This window comes from Streptomyces sp. NPDC015125 (genome assembly GCF_043080045.1).
Classification (GTDB): Bacteria; Actinomycetota; Actinomycetes; order Streptomycetales; family Streptomycetaceae; genus Streptomyces.
In genome coordinates, this window is record NZ_JBIBVF010000006.1 from 335,843 (window position 1) to 353,544 (window position 17,702).

A 17,702-nucleotide genomic window follows, 5' to 3' on the forward strand; every position below is an offset into this window, starting at 1 on the left:
GCCTCAGGCGGCCACCAGCGCCCAGACGCCGACCGCGATGCACAGCAGCGCCACGACCAGCACCGGGATCGCGACCTTCGGGGGCGGTCCCGGTTTCCGGTACGGGACGGGAGGCGCCGAGACCGGGCCGGCGACGGGGGTACCGGCCGGGGGCCGCCCGGGGACCGGGTACGGGCCTGCCGTATAGGGGCGGGTCGCGGAGTGTTCCTGGTGGACGGCGGCCGTGGGCTGGTACACGGGCGCGTGAGGCGGGGGAGGCATCGGGGGCAGGCCGCCGGAGACCGCGTCGTGGCCGGCCGGGGCGCCGTGGCCGGTGGGGGCAGTGGTGTGGCCGGTACCAGGACCGCCGTGCCCCGTGGGCGCAGTGCCCTGGCCGGTGGACGCAATGCTCTGACCGGTGGACGTAGTGCCCTGGCCCGTGTGCCCCTCACCGAGGCCCGTGTGCCCCTCACCATGACCCGTGGACGACTCACCGAGGCCCGTGTGCCCCTCACCATGACCCGTGGACGACTCGCCGAGGCCCGTGTGCCCCTCACCATGACCCGTGGGCGCGCCGCCCGGCACCGGCACCGGCAGCGGAGCAGGCGTCGGCGGGGTGCTCGGTTCCGGCGGGGCGATATGGAAGCTTCCGGTGTCCGACATGGACACCTGCCCGGTGGCCGTGGTGCCTGCGGTGGCACCGGCCGTCGCGGGCCCGTCGCCATCCCTGCTCCGCAGTGGCCCGTCCGCCCCGAAGCCGGCCGGGAGCGGTCCTATGTGGTCGAAGACTTCGACGATCTCTTCCTCGATCGTCGCGTCGGGCAGCAGTTCCACCGTCGAGATGATCGCCTTACGCGCCCCCGTGGCCGTCCTGAACCGGGATTCCGGGTCGGGGTGCACCAAGGACGCCAGCACCTGCCACAGCGGCTCCGGCACCCCCTCGGGCGCGTTCGGGATGCCGTGCCGTCCGAAGTGCTGGACCAGGGCGTCGGCGTCCGGCTTGGTGCCGGTGATCAGATAGAGCGCGACCAGGCCGACCGCGAACAGGTCCGCGGGGAAGTCCGGTTCGGCGCCCAGCAGTTGCTCCGGTGCGAAGTATCCGGGCGTCCCGACCACGAGGTTGGTCTCGGTCAGCCGCGGCTCACCCTTGCGCATCGCGATGCCGAAGTCCGACAGCCGCAGATGCGGCCGGCCGGTGCCGGTGGCCTCCAGCAGGATGTTCGCCGGCTTGATGTCGCGGTGCACCACACCCTCCGCGTGCACCGCGGTCAGCCCGGCCAGCAACTGGTCCAGGAGCAGGCATACGAACCGCGGCGGCAGCGGGCCGTAATCCCCGATCAGATGTGCCAGCGACCCGCCGTTCACCAGATCCATGGTGAACAGCACCTTGTCGTCGTCCGCGGCCCAGCTCGCCGGGGCCAGCACATGCGGATGGTCGATCCGCAGTGCCTGTTCGCGGACGAAGCGCAGCAGGGTGTGCGCGTCGCTTTGCTGCAACACCTTGGCGGCAACATAGCGGCGGCGCCGGGCGTCCCAGGCGCGCCAGACCGCGCCCACCCCGCCCCGTCCGATCGGGTCGATCAGCTCATACCGACCGGCGAAGACCTCACCCATTGCGCCCCGTCCGCTTCTGAACTCGCAACGTCCCCAGTGGCTGGTGGCTAACTCTGGTGCGCCTCGTAGTGGGCGACCGCGTCTGCGGTACGACCGGCACCGTAGACCCGGAGGAACTCTGCCAGTTCGGGGTGAGCGGGGGCGAGGGTGTTCGCCGCATCGATGATGTCCCCGGCGTCGGAGACCGACCGCAGCAGCGACTGGATCTCCCGCACCACGCGCCGGACCGTGGTCGCCCCCGTCGACGACGTCTGCTGTGCGGTGTTGTTGAGCACCGAACCCCCCGCCGTCTTCTTGATCTCTTCCATGCGGTCGGTGGCCTCGGCGGCGCTGACGCTGCCGTCGGCGACCTGGCCGGACAGGTCCTGCAGCGCCTGCACCCGCTGCACCACGGCCGGGTTGCCTATCTTCGCGCGCTGCCCGCTCATCAGCTGGGACAGCATCGGTGCCGACAGGCCGAGCACTGCGGCGAGCCGGGCCTGGTTGAGGCCGAGATCGTCGATGAGACGACGGAACAGCGCCCCCAGCGGCTCCCCGTACCAACTGCGCTGAAGTTCCCGGGCCCGCGCGGTGGCTTCCTGCTGTGCTGTGTCCATACCGTCTCCCCTGTCTCCCCGGTCGCTTCGCTGCCGCGAATCTCGCGAAGCATCCTACGGAGAGCAACGGTGTGCGGCGATACCCGGTCGGGAAAGCGGTCGGACACCAGGTACCCTGGTGCGCGAAGGGGCCTTAGCTCAGTTGGTAGAGCGCTGTCTTTGCATGGCAGATGTCAGGGGTTCGACTCCCCTAGGCTCCACCGTTTACACCCTCTCTGACCTGCGGAAACGCGGTCGGAGAGGGTGTTTTTCGTGCTACTGCGGCAGCACGGTGGGACCGGCGGACGGCTCCGGAGCCCCGGTTTTTCGGGGGCTGGCCCGCGGCATTGCTCCCCTGCCGGTCCCGGGGGGCCGGGGGTGGCCGCGAGTGCGGCGGCCGGGATCCGGTGGGCCGGGGGCCGTGGATCCGGTGCCCTCGCCCCTCAATCGAGCACGGGGAAGCGGCGCGGGGCCAGGAGGAGCGCGAGCACGGCGAGGGCCGCGGCTGCTGCGGCGCCGATGTAGACCCAGTCGACCGCGGTGGCGAGGGCATCGCGCAGCGGTCCTGCGGCAGCGCCGGAGGTGGCAGCGGAGGAGAGCGAATCGAGGGTGCTGCCCCCGGCGGACGGGAGAGCGGAAGAGGTCTCCCGCAGACGGGAGTTGAGGATCGCATTGGCCAGGGCGCCGAAGAGGGCGGCACCGATGCTGGAGCCGAGTTGGCGGCAGAAGAGAAGAGAGGCCGTTGCCGTACCGCGTTCCGACACGGGCACCGTCGACTGGACGCCGACGAGCAGGGGGAGCTGGGTGATGCCGAGGCAGGCGCCGAGGGCCAGCGAGATGAGGGCGGGGTACCAGGGGCTGTGGGTGCCGGAGAGGGCGGGGAAGGCCAAAAGGACGGGGCAGGCGACGGCCATGCCGGTCATCGCGGACTGGCGGAAGCCGATGCGCCGGTAGACGTGCTGGCTGAGGGCCGCCGAGATGGGCCAGGCCACCGACATGACGGCCAGGACGAAGCCCGCCCGCAGGGGATCGAGGCCGAGCACGGACTGGGCGTAGGTGGGGAGGAAGACGGTCGGCGCGATGGTCATCACGCCGAGCGCCGCCATGGCCAGATTGGCGGCGGCGATGGTGCGGCGGCGCCATACCCAGCCCGGGAGGATGGGATCCGCCGCGCGCCGCTCCACCACGACCGTGGTGGCCAGCAGGGCGGCGCCGGTGCCGAAGAGGGCGAGGGACGGCGCGGAGAGCCAGGGCCAGGCGTGTCCGCCCTGGACGATGGCGGTCAGCAGGGCGCAGCCGGTGAGGAAGAGGGCCAGTGCGCCGGCCCAGTCGGCACGCAGGCGCCCGGCGGCGCGCTGTCGGGGCGGCTCGCTCAGGCGCCGGGCCAGCAGGACGAGCGAGACCAGCCCGAGCGGGACGTTGAGCAGGAAGATGAGGCGCCAGTCGGCCCAGGCGGTGATCAGGCCGCCGACGGCGGGACCGAGAACGGCGGAGCTTGCCCACACGGAGGAGATGGCGGCCTGGATCCGCGGGCGTTCCTCCAGGGGGTACAGGTCCGCGGCGAGGGTCTGGACGGTGCTCTGGATCGCGCCTCCGCCGAAGCCCTGGACGATCCGGAAGACGATCAGCGCGGTCATGTTCCAGGAGGCTGCGCACAGCGCGGAGCCCGCCAGGAAGAGGGTGATGCCGAACAGGAGGACCGGCTTGCGCCCCAGTGTGTCGCTGAGCTTGCCGTAGACCGGCAGGGACACCGTGCCGGCGAGCAGATAGCCGGAGAAGAGCCAGGAGAAGTGCGAGAACCCGCCGAGGTCGGCGACGATCTGCGGAACGGCCGTGGCCACCACCGTGCTGTCCAGGGCCGTCAGCGCCATCGCCGTCATCAGGGCGAGGGCGATGGCACGGCGGCCGGGCGGTGCGGCCGGGCCGCCCGCCGTCCGCCGCGGGTTCGCGGTGTGGGGTTCGCCGGGTCTGCTCACCGTGCGCTCCCCGGGTGCTCCGGGCTGCCGGGGCGGTAGCCGCCGGTCATCAGCGGGACGCCGAGCAGCGGTTCCAGTCGGCTCAGCAGGCGCTCGGAGGTCCGCTCGACGGCCGTCGGGTCGGTCTCCTGGACGATGAACCGGGCCAGCGCCTGGCCCCGGGCCACGTCGCTGCCGGGGCCGGTGCGGTACTCGCCGAAGCCGATGACCTCCTTGACACCGGGGTGCTCGGCCAGCGGCGCCAGGGTCGCGTCGGGGCCGAGCCGGCCGGCCTCGCGGGGAAGGACGACGCGGACCGCGGTGCAACCGGCCCGGAAGGACGGCGCGGGGACGTCGTCGGACCCGGCGAGGATGTCCAGCAGCGCGGCGTAGACCTCCTGCCCGGTGGCGTGGCGGTAGGCGGCAGGCAGGCCGCCGCCCATGACCCGGGGGTTGAACTCGACCAGGACGGGCCCCCGTTGGGTGACCATGATCTCCAGGTGGAAGACGCCGATGTCGGCACCGATCGCCCGGCAGACCCGGCGGGCGTACTCCCAGCACGCGGTGGCCTGCTGCGCTTCCAGGCCGGCGGGGAGGAAGGAGCCCAGGGCGGTGACCCCGTCGCCCGCCCAGCGGTAGCGGCCGCTGATGCACAGCGGGAAGAACCGGCCGTCCCGGGCGCCGATCTCCACCGACACCAGCTCCCCCACCAGGAACTCCTCGATGAGGACGCCGCGCCGGAACTGGCCGCGCCAGTGCTCGGGAACCGCATCGAGGCCGCGCTGCAGCCGCTGCCAGGCCGACCCGGCCTCCGCCGCGTCGCGGACGACACAGGCGAGCAGCCCGGCCGCCCCGGACGGTGGCTTGAACACCACGGGGTAGCCGATCCGCTCCGCCGCCGCCAGCGCCCCCGCCTCGTCGGTGGCGGTCGCGAAGTGTGCCGAGGCCAGGCCCGCGGCCTGCAGCGCGGCCCGGGTGCGGTCCTTGCGCCGGGCGGTGAGCACCGCCTGTGGTGAGGTGCCCCGCAGCCCCAGTGCGCGGCAGGCCGCGGCCACCGCCTCGGCGGACATCTCGTGCTGCGTGGTGACGAAGTCGATGGGGTGTGCGGCGTGGCACTCGGCCAGTGCCGCGGTCACCACGTCGTGGTCGGTGGTGACCAGCCCGTCGACGAGGTGGTCCACGGACGAGACCAGGGCCAGGTTGGCCTCGGTGAGCGGGTACTGGGTGTGTGCGGACTGCAGATAGGTGACCCGGTGTCCCGCGCTCTTGGCCAGTCTGATGGCCTGCAGGGCAGGGGGGTTGGAGTCGACGAAGGCCAGGTGCATGCCATTCCCGGTGGGGCTGAGGGGGCGGAGGGCGCGGGCGGTCAGCGGTAGTGGGTGACGCCGTCCTTGACGCGGTAGGCGTCGCGCTCGAAGAGCTGGAACGCGACCGCGTCGCGGTCGCCGTACAGGGCGCCGGCCCTGGCCATGTTGCGCCGCAGGAACCCCCGGGCGTAGCTCTCCGGGTCCTCGTCGGTGAGCGCTTCCAGGTAGGCGCGGTGCTGGAGCACCGCCTCGACGGCGCGGTCCTCGGCGCCCGCGACCTCCACGGCGTGCGTGGGGTACGGGGAGCCGGCGACGCCCATCCACCGCACGCCTTCCCAGGGGTCGAGGCCGTCCTCGGTGAAGACGTAGCGGTTGCCGGCGTCGACGACGGCGTCCAGCGCGGCCCGGCCGACGACCCGGTGGTCCGAGGTGTTCCAGGAGACGCCGCGCCAGTGCTCGTGGTGGTTGACCGTGAGCACCATGTCCGGCCGGTGGCGGCGGATGGCGGTGGCGAACTCCCGGCGCAGCGCCAGGGAGTCGGTGATCAGCCCGTCCGGGTGGTCCAGGAAGTCCACCGAGGTCACCCCGGCGACCGCCGAGCTCGCGCGCTGCTCCCGTTCCCGCAGCGGCCTGGCCTTCTCCGGGTCGCAGCCGTCGATGCCCGCCTCGCCGCGGCTGGCCAGGACGTAGGCGATCTCCTTGCCGCTGTCGGTCCAGGTGATCACCGCCGGGCCCATGGCGTACTCGATGTCGTCGGGGTGTGCCACCAGCGCCAGTCCGCGCGACCAGTCGGTGGGCATCTCCTCGAGCTGTGCCGTCATTGTTGCTCCCTGCTCTCGGCGTGGGTGCCGCTCCCGGCGGCGGTGGGGTGGCCGGCCAGTACGGCGTCGATGCGCCGCAGGCCCTCGGCCAGGACGTCCGGCTCCCGGGCGAAGGTGAGGCGGAGGCCGTGCTCGGTGCCGAACACCTCGGCCGGCATCAGCAGCACGCGCTCCCGGCGCAGGACCTCGCGGCAGAACTCCAGCGAGGACGGCAGGCCGGGGGTGTGCAGCCAGGCGTACGGGGTGCCCTCCGGCTGCCACATCCGCAGTGTGCCGCGGTGCCGGGCGGCCCACCGCTCCAGCATCTGCAGACCATCGGTGATCAGCTGCCGGTAGCGCCGCACGTGCTCCTCGCGGCGCTCCAGGATCCCGGTGGCCAGCTGTTCCAGGACCACCGAGTTGGTGACGGTGGTGAAGTGCTTGTACTGCATGGCCGCGTCCACGACCTCGGGCGGGCCGCACATCCAGCCGACGCGCAGGCCCGGGACCCCGTAGACCTTGGAGACGCTGGAGACGGAGACGGCGTTTTCGTACGCCCCGACCCAGGAGTCGGTGCCGAGGTCGGCGACGTACTCCTCGTCGAGGATCAGCTGGCCGCCGTGCCCTCGCAGCGCCTCGGCCAGTTCCTTGATGCCGTCGGCGGTGACCTTCCGGCCGGTCGGATTGCAGGGCGAGTTGAGCACCACGGCCCTGGTGCGGGGGCCGATCCTGCGCAGTGCCGCGGCGATGTCCGGGCGGCCGTCGGCGGTGGTGCCGACGGCGTCCACCCGGCATCCGGCCCGGGACAGCACCGGCTCCGCCTGCTGCCAGCCGGGGGTGAAGACCACGGCGTGGTCGCCTGCGGTCAGCAGGGTGCGGTAGAGGAGGTAGAGGGCTTCTTGCCCGCCGTGGGTGATGCCGATGTGGGACGGATCGCGGCCGTAGAGGCCGGCCACGAGGTGGCGCAGCGGGGCGGTCCCCCGGTTGTTGCCGTAGTCGAGGAGGCAGTCGGCGGGCAGTGCGTGGTCGGACAGGCGGCTGCCGCCCACATAGCTGTCGCCGAGGTCGATGTCGTAGTGGCCGTGGGCCTCGTCGAAGTACCACTGGCGCATGGTGATCGTGGTCATGAGGCCAGCCGCCTGCGGAATGCCGGGGCCCACCGGCCGGCCACGACGGGCCGGACCGGGCCGGTCAGGGTGACCTCGCCGTCGGAGATGCCGACGGCGAGGTGGCCGCCGGGCATCTCGACGGTGACCTCGGGGCCGGTCAGCCCGAGGGCGTGCGCGGCGACGGCCGCCGCGCAGGCGCTGCTGCCCGAGGCGAGCGTGTAGCCGGCGCCCCGCTCGTAGGCCTCGATGCGGATGCGGTCGGCGGCGCGTACCTCCATGAGCTGGACGTTGATCCGTCCGGGGAAGCGTGCGTGGCCGGCGAGGGCGGGGCCCAGGCGCCGGGCCAGCTCCTCGGTGACCTCGGTGCCGTCCAGCGGGAGGACGCAGTGCGGGTTGCCCAGGAAGACGCAGGTGGCCGTCCACTCGCGGTCCGCCGCGGCGAGGGTTTCGCGCAGCATCTCCCGGCGCGGACCGGTGGCACCGATCAGCTCGCTGTCCAGGGACGCCCGCCCCATGGAGACGCGTACGGGCGCCCCGTCGCCGGTGTGGCCGGAGCCGGGGGAGGCGGCGTCGGGTGCCTCCGGGCCGGGGGCCGGGTCCACCAGCTGCACGGTGACCGGCCCGGCCAGGGTGCGGACGGTGAACTCCGGTTCCCCGGTCCAGCCGTGGTCGTGCAGGTAACGGCCGAAGATGCGCAGGCCGTTGCCGCTCTTCTCGCACTCGGTGCCGTCGGAGTTGAAGGTGCGCAGCCCGAATCCGTGCTCCTCGGGGAGCGGACCGTAGAGAATTCCGTCGGCGCCGGGACCGTAGTGGCGGTCGCAGATCAGCCGGATGTTCTCCGGTGTCGGCGCCACCTGGCCGGCGGCCGGAGCGATCACCAAGTAGTCGTTGCCCAGGGCCTCGTACTTCACGAAGTCATGGCCGTCCGCCACGACGTGGCGAGGGAGTGGCAGGGGGTCCGGCACGTCCGCCCCCTCAGGCTTCCGCGCCGACCGCGACGGGGGACCGGTCCCGCATGCGCCGCAGCAGTTCGTCGAGGTAGTCCTGTGAGGTGTTGAGCCTGATCATGGCTCCCAGGGCGATGTCCCGGCCGATCAGGGAATCGCCGTCCACCAGCGGCGCCACGACGTTCTTGAACCAGCCGGAGGCGTGCCCGGCGTCGATGCCGATGTGCAGGTCGTGGTAGGTGATGCCGACTTCGTGCAGGCCCAGTCTGCGCCAGGTGTCGACCACGCAGCGGAAGCGGCGGGGCGCCAGGTACTCCGTCACGCCGAAGTAGCCCACGGCCTTGTAGTAGTGCCGGCGGGCGAGCCCGAGGCAGGCGGAGAGGTTTCCGCAGATCCCGGCCTCCAGCATGAAGCTGTCCCGGATGAAGGCCGGGTCGGCGCCGATGGAATCGAGAGCCTGGGAGAAGAGGCTGGTGTGGACCAGCTCGGCGTCGCCGTTGCCCATCTCGTCCCAGTAGTTGGCGGCTATCTCCATCTTCTCGCCACCGGTCCGGCCCATCTGCATCGAGGCCAGGATGTCGTCGAAGCGCGGGTCGAGGCTGGTCTCCTGGGCGAGCAGCAGCCGCAGGTCCTCGCGGGTGCCCTGCTGTTCGATGTGCTCGTGGTAGAGCGGGTGCCGGCCGGCCGGGTGTTCGTTGACGAGGTTCTTCAGCCAGCGGACGTACTCCGTGCCGGACCGGGGGTAGCCGGTGACGGTCTCCTCGTCGATACGGGCGGTCTCCTCGCCCAGCATGGCCGCTTCCAGGATCGCGGCCACGTCGCGCAGGAGGGGCGCGCGTTCGTGGTCGACCTCGGCGATGACCACGCCGGAGAAGTCCCGGTCGTAGATCAGGGCGAGGAGTTCGTGCATCTCGGCGAGCGCGGTGCGGTCCTTCCCGGCACCGGCGCGCTCGGTGAGCTCCTTGCAGGCGGCGGCCAGTGCGCCGCGGAAGGCGTAGTTCTCGGTCAGCAGGGTCAGTTCGCCGGCGGTACAGGACTCCAGGGCGCGCACCGCGGACAGCGGACCCTCGGCGAGCCGGGTTTTCCAGTCTTCAGGCATGCGGAATCAGCACAATCTTCTCGGTGTGGGTGGTGGGGGAGGCGGTGGCCGGGCTCAGCCGGCGGCCTCGGACAGGGCGGAGGAGTCGTGCTCGTCGCCGTACCACTTGTGCTGCCAGCGCGAGAAGGCGACGATCACGATGTCCCGGTGTCCGGGCCGGTCGCCGGCCGCCACGACGTCGGTCACGTCGTGGGCGATGGCCTTGTCGTCGAGGAGTACGGCCTGGCCCGCCTGGAGCGTCCCGCTCCAGAAGGGCTCGTCGGCGCCGGGCTTCCACAGCCGGGTCTCGCCGCCGCCCACGTTCTCCCGGCGCAGTACGGCGATCATCACGAACTCGTGGCCGTCGTGGTGCACGCCCTCGGGCGTCAGCGGCCCGGGGCGGCCGGCCTCGGCCCGTGTGCGGTTCTGGTGCACATTGATCTGCCAGTCCTCGGCGCGGTCGAGGCCGATACCGGAGATTCCCCGGGAGATCAGCTCGGTGAAGTCGGCCTGGAGGGGCTCATAGGTCCGGCGAATGCCGCCGGCGGCCTTGTTGAACTTCTTGTACGCCGTGTAGTCCCGGTGCGGCAGCACCTCGAAGTTCCAGGCGTCGCCCTCGGCGGGGGACAGCCGGTACTGCGAGAACCGTTTGAAGCGTGTGCCGTTGCCCATGTAGTCGTCGACCGGAAGGTCGTCGTAGCTGTCCAGGAGTTCCCCTGGTACGGCGGGCAGGTCGAAGACGGTGAATCCCTGGGTGCCGATCGGCATGGAGTGCTCCTTTGTGAGGAGAAGGGAGTTCTTGTGGGTGGGCGTTGCCCGGTGTGGGTGGGCGAGCGCTGCCCGGTGGGTTCGTCCGGGCAGCGCTGCCCGGCGGGTACGGGGTCGGACGGGGTGTGACGGGCGGTCAGCCGGCGGCGTGGGCGCCCGTCGGTCGCAGTGCACGGGCCCACGCCTGGAGTTCGGGGTCGGCCAGGGAGTCCAGCAGCCAGTCGTGGTCCAGCTCCTGGCCGGCCAGCGAGGGCACGGTGATCAGATGGAGCCCCGCGGCGCGGGCCGCGCGGATGCCCGTGTTGGAGTCCTCGAAGGCGACACAGGAGGCGGGATCGGCGCCCAGCGCCCGGCAGGCGACGAGGTACAGGTCGGGCGCGGGCTTGGGAGCCGCCACCTCGTCGGCCGCGAACGACAGCGGCAGCAGATCGGCCAGGCCGGAGCTGCCCAGCGCGGTTTCCAGCAGCGCGCGGGGGCTGTTGCTGGCGACGGCGACGGGCAGCCGCTCGGCACAGGCCCGGACCAGGTCCGCGGCCCCGGGCAGCGCGGCCACTCCGTCGGCCAGCTCCCGGCGCACGCCCTCCAGCAGCTCGGCGGAGAGCAGCTCACCTTCGCCGGGACGCCCGAAGTAATCGGCCATCACCTCGCCGACGCCCTCCACGGTCTTGCCGATGACAAGCTTCTTTTCGGCCAGGCCGAATTCGTGCCCGTGCGCCCGGAAGAGTGCACTCTCCGCGCGTGACCAGCAGGTTTCGGTGTCCAAAAGGAGTCCGTCGCAGTCGAATACGATCGCTTCGAGCTCGGTGGGCAGTGGAAAAACGGCCGAATGAGCCTGGGTGCTGGCCAAAATTCCTCCATGTGGTGCCGGCCTGGGTGGCGCTATACCAGTTTTCGGGCATGGGACAGCCGGTGATGGCCGAAATCAAGCCACCACGCGCGGCATGGGAAAAGCGGAATCACTGCTTCCCATGGAAAAGCGGAATAACGGCCTCCCATTGGATCCCCCCGTGCAGTGGTCCCCGGCGTCGGGCAGCGCGAACAGAGGCCGTTCGAGCGGCCGTTGGGGACACTCACCGCCCTGTCCGCGGGCATGAAGCCGCAATGGACTCCGGGCGGTTGTTGTCGCTAACTCAAGCCAGAGTATCCGGTTTTGGGAAAAGAACACCGTGTGGCGTGCGTCACAATGGCCGGTGATTGACATATCCAAGCAAGATCCGCTGTTCTGTTTAAGGCAACGTTCGAAGCGGGGAATCCAGCCGGTTTTCAAAACTGATGTTGTCCGTGTGGGCTTGAGTCCGTAAGGGCAAAAGGCGTGGTGTTTTCGGGCACCGCGTTGGTCCACAAGGGCAATTCGGGATCACTAGATCCCGGGGGGATATCCGCATGATCCCGTAGGGGGGTGAATCGCCATGCGTAAGTACACCAAGCCGGAGGCCAAGAAGGTCAACCAGGGCACCGTTCTGGGCTCCGTGGTCTGACCCACGGCGGTCTGAACCACAAAGGCGCCACACCTCAAGGTTGTGCCTTGAGGTGTGGCCCCTTCCTGGTGCCGACCGTGATTCTCCTTCACTTCAGTGGGAGTTGCGCCGCTTTATGCGGTGTTTCCGCCTCGCGGCGGAGGAACCAGCACATGAAACGAGCGAGGTAACGATGTGTGGTCTGAGCGGAATCGCTCGCGTGGACGGAAGAGCGCTGTCCGGCGCTGCGGACTCCCAGCTCCAGCGAATGGTTCAGGCCATAGCGCACCGTGGCCCCGACGGTGAGGCCTACTACCGTTCCGGCCCGGTCGGATTCGGCTTCGTACGGCTGTCGTTGGTGGATGTCGCCGGCGGCGACCAGCCGCTGCGGACCGAGGACGACGACCTGGTTCTGATCGCCAACGGCGAGATCTACAACCACGAGGAGCTGGCCGCCACGCTCCCGAGCGGCACGCGGCTGCGGACCCGCTCCGACTGCGAGGTGCTGCTCCACCTCTACCGCCGTGACGGGCTGCGCTTCCTGGACAAGGTGCGCGGGATGTTCTCCCTCGCGCTCTACGACCGCACCCGGGGCCGGCTGCTGCTGGCCCGTGACCGGTTCGGCATCAAGCCCGTCTTCTACCACCAGAACGCCGAGCGGGTCGTCTTCGGCTCGGAGGTCAAGGCGCTCTTCGAGGACCCCGCCTGCCCCCGTGAGCTGGACTGGGAGCGCGCGCTGCGCGACCAGGCCATGACGCGTGCCCCGGCGTTCGACGAGAGCCCGGCCCACTCGTGGTTCAAGGACATCGAGCTCGCCCCGGCCGGCTGTGTGGTCTCCTTCGACCTGCGCTCCGGCGAGCGCTCGACCCACCGTTACTGGTCGTTCCCCGAGTTCGACTCCGCCGGTACCGCGTCCGAGGACGAGCTGGTGCGCCGCTACGGCGAGCTGCTGTCCTCCGCGGTGGCCGACTGCGAGATGGCCGATGTCGAGATCGGTCTCTTCCTCAGCGGGGGCATCGACTCCGCTGCGGTGGCCGCACTGGCCTCCGGCAAGCCCCAGACCTTCACCGCGCTGAACGGCAGCACCCTCGCCAACGGCGACTCCGAGTGGGGGCACCGCACCGCCCGGAACCTCGGACTGACGAACCACCAGATTCTGTTCCGCACCGACTCGGTACCCGGTGTGGAGGAGTGGAAGCGGTTCGTGTGGCTGATGCAGACGCCGCTGGCCGGGCCCGAGGCGTTCTACAAGCACGAGATGTACCGCTACGTCCGTGACCGGACGCCGCACATCAAGGCCATGCTGCTGGGCGGCGGAGCCGATGAATTCAACGGCGGCTACTCCAAGGGCATCGCGGGCGGCGGCGAATGGCCCGATTTCCTGGACAACCTGGACCGTATGGCGGTCCGCCGGGACCAGTACCGCAGCCCCGAACTGGGTGCCTGGTGGGACGTCCCCGGCCTGCCGCTGGTCAAGTCCTCGGTGCTGCGCGAGGCCGCCGGGCGCCCGGCCCACGAGCCGTACGAGGCGCTGTTCCGCTGGAAGTACCGCGATGTGCAGCAGTACAACTGCTGGCACGAGGACCGGTCGGCGGCCGGCAACGGCATCGAGGCCCGTGTGCCGTTCCTGGACCACCGCCTCATCGAGCTGGTGGCCGCGGTCCCCGAGGCGCTGCGCCCCCGCCTGATCTGGGACAAGCAGATTCTGCGGCGTTCCCTGGTCGGCACCCTGCCCGACGAGATGGTGCACCGCCCCAAGGGCCCCTTCTTCTACGGGGAAGGCGTCCGGCACACCTACCGCGCCTTCGGCGCCATGCTCGCCCAGGACGGCGGTCGGCTGCTGGAGGAGGCGCTCAGCGGACCCGGCGCCCGGGAGTTCCTGGACGCGGACAACCTGCGGGCCACGCTGCGGCAGCTGCAGGCCAACCCCTCGTCCGGACACGTGGAATTCCTGCTGTCGGCGGTCAACCTCGGCCTGCTGGAGCAGATGGCCGCCTCGCTGCCCGCCCCGCACGCCCAGGTGGCCAAGGCGCCCGTGCCGCAGTCGGTACCGGTGGGCGACTGGGACACCGAAGCGGAGAAGATCGAGGCCGAGGTCGTCCGGCCGGCGCCCGTCGACCCGCGGACCCGCGCGGCGGTCGCGGACAATGTGCTGCTGCTCAAGGACCCCGCCGACCCGTCGGTGTGGTACGTGATCATCGACGGCGAGATCGAGTACGTCCTGGACGAGGACGAACTGCCCGAGTGGCCCGCCGTGCTGCGGGCGCTGGACGGTGAGCGCACGATCGGCGAGGTGCTCGACGGGCTCGGGCACAGCCTGGAGACCGTGCACGAACAGCTCGCCGACGCCATCGACCTGGGGATCGTGGTGACCGCGGAGGCGGCGCCATGACCACGGCTGCCGGCCGGGCGGTGCGCGACGAGAGTCCACAACGTCGCTCCGTCTCCACCTTCGCACCGGTCGGCTGGCGGCCCGAGCCCCGGCAACTGATGGCCGCCGCCACGGTGGCGGCCTTTGCCGTTGGGCTGTGGACCGTGGGCTCGGTCGCGCTGCGGGTGGTGGCCGCCTTGCTGGTGGCCGAAGCCGTGCTGATGGGCCTGCCGTGGCGGGTGCCGAGGGGCGGGCGCAGCGGCGCGAGCATCTGGGCGGAGACGCTGGCCGGTCTGGTGGCCCCGCTGGGCGCGCTGGTGCTCACCGCGTGCACGGCTCCCCAGTGGCTCACCCGGGCCGGGGAGTGGTGGTGGTTCGCCGTGGCGCTCGCCGTCGGCGCCGGGCTGGTCGTGCTGAGCGGGCTGCGCCCGGCGGGGCTGTTCACCGGCGAGCTCGCCTTCGTCCTGGGGCCCACCCCGCGCTCCCACGGCAGCGCCCGCGCCTTCGCGGGCGCGGTGGGCGCCGTCGGGGAGGAGATCCTCTTCCGCGCCCCCGTGCTGATGGTGGCGGACCCGGCGCTGCTGGGACTGCTGGCGGCGACGGCCTTCGTGGCGCAGCACCACATCCAGCCGGGCGCCAACCGGCGCGGCACGGTCCGCTCCACGGCGGTGGAGATCGCCGGGGCCGTGGCGCTGCTCGCACTGACCCTGGCGTCCCAGTCGGTCTATCCGGCCCTGCTCGCTCACCTCGTCAACAACATCCCTCAGATCGTCATCGAGCTACAGCGCGAGAACGAGGACAGGAGCTGGTCGTGAAACCGGACTTGGACGGGTGCCTGGACGCACTCAGGCGCAAGGACCTGGCCCCCGACGACCCGGTCGCCGTCGTGGTGGTCGGCTCGGTCACCCGGGGCTGGGCACACGCCGCGAGCGACTTCGACCTCTATGTCCTCACCGACGCCCCCTGCCGGATGCCGGGCGCCCGGACGGTGGCGGTGCCGCTCGCCCCGGACACCGTCACGTCGGTGGACTTCACCGACGGCGGCCGGCGGTACGAGGTGACGTACTGGACCGACGCCCAGGTCGACCAGATGCTGGGCAAGGTCACCTGGGACGCCTTCGACTCCGACGAATCCTCGCTGCGCATCCTCACCTCGAACGAGGAGCTGTTCCTGGAGCGCCTGGCCGGCGGTGTGGCGCTGATCGGCGCGGACTGGCTCAAGCGGCGCGCGGAGCAGCTGCACGGCTCCGCCTACCGGGCGTTCGTGGCGACCCGCTCGCTGTCCGAGGCGGACGGCAAGGTCGAGCAGGCGCTGGGAATGCTGGAGACCGGCGACACCCACAGCGCGGTTCTCGCCGCCAAGGTCGCCTTCCAGCAGGCCACCGACGCCCTCTTGGACAGCCACGGCGTCTACGGCACCCACACGCCCAAGTGGCGTGCCCGCCGGGTGCAGGACGCCGGTCTCGACGTTCTGCCCTTCGAGCGGTACTGGGCCCTGGAGACCATGGCCGGCTTCGACCCGCAGCGGCCCGAGGACTGGGTGCGCCAAACCGTCGAGTTCTGCAAGGACCTGTCCCTGGAGGTGGAGATCTGATGGCAGCACCTCATCCCTTCGGCCCCGAAACGGTGCCGCGGCGCAGCCTGGCCGCCCGGATGCGCAAGTTCCGCGGCAAGCTCATCGTCGCCAACGGCCCGCATGCCGTCGAGCTCGACGAGATCGGGACGTTCGTGTTCAAGCGGGTCGACGGCTCGACCACCGTCCAGGGCATCGCCGAGCAGCTCGCCGCCGAGTACGACGTCTCCGTGCAGGTGGCCGCCGAGGACATCGGCGAGCTGCTCGCCGACCTCGCCGGCAGCGGCGTGGTGGAGGCGACCGCGCCGTGACCGTCACCGGTCAGGACGTCGCTGCCGCCGGGCCCCTGACCACCCGGCCGGCGGGTGCGGCGGGCACGGCCGTGGGCCATGTGCCACTGCCCGTTGCGCAGCGCTGGGCCCGGTGTCGTGCCGGGTGTGAGTAGGTCCGGACCGTAGTGGCGAAGGGAGATCTCCTATGTGCGGAACCGCGGGCATGTTCGTGGGCTGTGCGGCGCTGACCCAGTGCCCCAAGCAGCTGCTGCTGCACCGGGTGGCCGCCGCCGACGCCCCCGAGCCGCCCTCGACACCCGGCGACTACCGCAGCCCGTTCCGCAATTGGCACGAGCGCGCCGCCGTGCGGCAGTCACCGCGCCGGACCCTGCGCGAGGACGAGTCCGGCCGCTACTACTTCCCGCCGGATCTCGTCCCCATCACCCAGCACCCGCTGGTGAAGGAGCTGCCCGCAGCGGTACACGAGGAGCTGCTGGTCCAACACCTCTACCGTTACCTGGACTTCACGGCACGGCTGGAGTCCCTGGTGGTCAACCGGACGGTGCTGTCCATCGCGCAGGACTCCGTCGGCGTGGAACTCCCGGAGGAGATGCGGTTCGACGCGTACAAGATCTACTGCGACGAGGCGTACCACACGCTGTTCTCCATCGACCTGGCGCGACAGGTGGAGCAGCGGACCGGGATCGCGCCGCGGCTGCCGCGGCAGCCGTTCTTCCTGGACCGGCTCCACCGGCTCCTCGATGAACTCCCGCCCGCAGACGGCGCGCTGGCCGAGATCCTTTTCGTGGTGGTGTCGGAGACCCTGATCTCCGCCAGCCTCGCCGAGGTCCCCGACAGCTCCGAGGTGGTGGCCGCGGTCTCCGGGACCGTACGCGACCACGCCGGTGACGAGGGGCGCCACCATGCGTACTTCGCCATGTTCCTGCGGCAAATGTGGGGCCAGCTCTCGCCGGCGGAGCGGCGTGCCGCGGCACGGCTGGTGCCCCGGCTCATCACGACGTTCCTCCACCCGGACCTGCCCGCGATCCGGGAGGAACTGATCCGCTACGGGCTGGGCGAGGACGACGCGCGCTGCGTCGTGGCGGAGACCTACACGCCGGAGATCCTCAGCCAGCACCTTGCCGCCATGTCCCGGCAGACCGTGCGCTATTTCGAGTCCCTCGGCGCATTCGACGACGCGCGGGCGCTCGAGGAACTGCACGTCCACGGGATCAGGAAATGAAAGAGAGATTTCACAGCCCATGAATGAGACGCCAGCCCTCCCGGTCGAGGTGCACTGTCACGGTTTTGGCGAGGTGGACTTCTCGGAGTTCTCCCAATTGGATCTCGTACTGCTCGACCGCAGATCCGCCGAGGAAGGCGTGGTGTGCATCCCCACGCTCTATCTCCACCGGTCCGCACTCGAGAAATTCGAGTGGTTCATGCAGCGGTACGCCGACCTGCGCCGCAACGGCAAGCTGCCGCACATCCCCGGCATCGCGCTGGAGGGGCCGCTGCTCGCCAGCCACGGCGGGACCCCCGAGGCGACCGTCTGGGCGCCCACCCGCCACGAGTGGGAGCGCCTGGCCAGGCTCGGCGACCTCGGGCTCGTCTACACCGTGATGTCGCCCGATGCGTTCACCCCCGCCTCGGGCCTGTACGACAACCTCGACGACCGGCACCCGGGGCTCGACTGGATCGTGCCGCTGCTGCTGGCCCACGGGGTGCGGCCCGCGCTGGGGCACTTCACCCGGCAGGACCCCGCCGGCGGCGCCGAGCTCGTCCGGGACATCGTCGACATCGCCTGGCAGAGCGAGTGGACGGGCAGCGGTGCGCGGGTGATCACGGACCACCTGTTCAACGACATGCCGCTGAACATCAAGCACGCCTTCCGTAC

At 71.1% G+C, this 17,702-nt stretch carries 15 protein-coding genes, 1 tRNA gene and 1 pseudogene; 7 read left to right on the forward strand and 10 right to left on the reverse strand.

Annotation, left to right across the window (positions count from 1 at the left end; all coding sequences use genetic code 11):
- Window positions 1-3 precede the first annotated feature (3 nt).
- Both ACF088_RS17435 and ACF088_RS17440 read right to left on the reverse strand, forming a co-directional pair.
- Window positions 4-1,593, reverse strand: coding sequence for a serine/threonine-protein kinase (locus ACF088_RS17435; protein WP_392376612.1), 1,590 nt, complete (start codon window positions 1,591-1,593; stop codon window positions 4-6).
- Between the two features lie 47 nt (window positions 1,594-1,640).
- Window positions 1,641-2,189 carry a helix-turn-helix domain-containing protein gene (locus tag ACF088_RS17440; protein WP_392376613.1) on the reverse strand — a complete coding sequence of 183 codons (549 nt, stop codon included), beginning with the start codon at window positions 2,187-2,189 and terminating at the stop codon, window positions 1,641-1,643.
- 127 nt (window positions 2,190-2,316) lie between these two features.
- Here ACF088_RS17440 and ACF088_RS17445 point away from each other — a divergent pair.
- Window positions 2,317-2,389 (forward strand) — tRNA-Ala (locus ACF088_RS17445).
- A gap of 222 nt (window positions 2,390-2,611) precedes the next feature.
- Here the strand turns inward: ACF088_RS17445 and ACF088_RS17450 are convergent.
- The 8 genes from ACF088_RS17450 to ACF088_RS17485 all read right to left on the reverse strand — a co-directional run bounded on the left by ACF088_RS17450 (window position 2,612) and on the right by ACF088_RS17485 (window position 10,979).
- Window positions 2,612-4,144: an MDR family MFS transporter gene (locus ACF088_RS17450; RefSeq protein ID WP_392376614.1), complete on the reverse strand. Its 1,533-nt coding sequence runs from the start codon at window positions 4,142-4,144 to the stop codon at window positions 2,612-2,614.
- Window positions 4,141-5,448, reverse strand: coding sequence for an acetyl-CoA carboxylase biotin carboxylase subunit family protein (locus tag ACF088_RS17455; protein ID WP_392376615.1), 1,308 nt, complete (start codon window positions 5,446-5,448; stop codon window positions 4,141-4,143). Before ACF088_RS17455 ends, ACF088_RS17450 begins: the two co-directional genes overlap by 4 nt.
- Before the next feature lie 41 nt (window positions 5,449-5,489).
- Entirely contained in the window at window positions 5,490-6,251 is a 762-nt protein-coding gene (locus tag ACF088_RS17460; RefSeq protein ID WP_392376616.1) for a PIG-L deacetylase family protein, read from the reverse strand.
- Window positions 6,248-7,357, reverse strand: coding sequence for an aminotransferase class I/II-fold pyridoxal phosphate-dependent enzyme (locus ACF088_RS17465; protein WP_392376617.1), 1,110 nt, complete (start codon window positions 7,355-7,357; stop codon window positions 6,248-6,250). The genes ACF088_RS17460 and ACF088_RS17465 overlap by 4 nt, the downstream gene beginning before the upstream one ends.
- Window positions 7,354-8,304 carry a diaminopimelate epimerase gene (gene dapF / locus ACF088_RS17470; RefSeq protein WP_392376618.1) on the reverse strand — a complete coding sequence of 317 codons (951 nt, stop codon included), beginning with the start codon at window positions 8,302-8,304 and terminating at the stop codon, window positions 7,354-7,356. Before dapF ends, ACF088_RS17465 begins: the two co-directional genes overlap by 4 nt.
- A gap of 10 nt (window positions 8,305-8,314) precedes the next feature.
- A complete protein-coding gene (locus ACF088_RS17475; RefSeq protein WP_392376619.1) occupies window positions 8,315-9,385 on the reverse strand; it encodes an iron-containing redox enzyme family protein in 1,071 nt (356 codons plus the stop codon).
- Between the two features lie 54 nt (window positions 9,386-9,439).
- Window positions 9,440-10,132 carry a 2OG-Fe dioxygenase family protein gene (locus ACF088_RS17480; protein WP_392376620.1) on the reverse strand — a complete coding sequence of 231 codons (693 nt, stop codon included), beginning with the start codon at window positions 10,130-10,132 and terminating at the stop codon, window positions 9,440-9,442.
- 136 nt (window positions 10,133-10,268) lie between these two features.
- A complete protein-coding gene (locus tag ACF088_RS17485) occupies window positions 10,269-10,979 on the reverse strand; it encodes an HAD family hydrolase (protein ID WP_392376621.1) in 711 nt (236 codons plus the stop codon).
- 803 nt (window positions 10,980-11,782) lie between these two features.
- Here ACF088_RS17485 and asnB point away from each other — a divergent pair.
- From asnB to ACF088_RS17515, 6 genes and pseudogenes are all read left to right on the forward strand, one after another.
- Complete coding sequence (gene asnB, locus ACF088_RS17490) at window positions 11,783-13,981, forward strand: asparagine synthase (glutamine-hydrolyzing) (protein ID WP_392376622.1); 2,199 nt, start codon at window positions 11,783-11,785, stop codon at window positions 13,979-13,981.
- Window positions 13,978-14,775, forward strand: a complete 798-nt coding sequence (locus tag ACF088_RS17495) for a type II CAAX prenyl endopeptidase Rce1 family protein (RefSeq protein ID WP_392376623.1) — start codon at window positions 13,978-13,980, stop codon at window positions 14,773-14,775. Before asnB ends, ACF088_RS17495 begins: the two co-directional genes overlap by 4 nt.
- On the forward strand, window positions 14,772-15,554 hold the full coding sequence (locus ACF088_RS17500) for a nucleotidyltransferase domain-containing protein (protein WP_392376624.1): 783 nt from the start codon (window positions 14,772-14,774) through the stop codon (window positions 15,552-15,554). The genes ACF088_RS17495 and ACF088_RS17500 overlap by 4 nt, the downstream gene beginning before the upstream one ends.
- Window positions 15,554-15,844, forward strand: coding sequence for a PqqD family protein (locus ACF088_RS17505; protein WP_392376625.1), 291 nt, complete (start codon window positions 15,554-15,556; stop codon window positions 15,842-15,844). Before ACF088_RS17500 ends, ACF088_RS17505 begins: the two co-directional genes overlap by 1 nt.
- 166 nt (window positions 15,845-16,010) lie before the next feature.
- Window positions 16,011-17,048 carry a diiron oxygenase gene (locus tag ACF088_RS17510; protein ID WP_392376626.1) on the forward strand — a complete coding sequence of 346 codons (1,038 nt, stop codon included), beginning with the start codon at window positions 16,011-16,013 and terminating at the stop codon, window positions 17,046-17,048.
- Window positions 17,049-17,067: 19 nt separating this feature from the next.
- Window positions 17,068-17,702, forward strand: a pseudogene (locus ACF088_RS17515) (hypothetical protein); the annotation flags it as partial.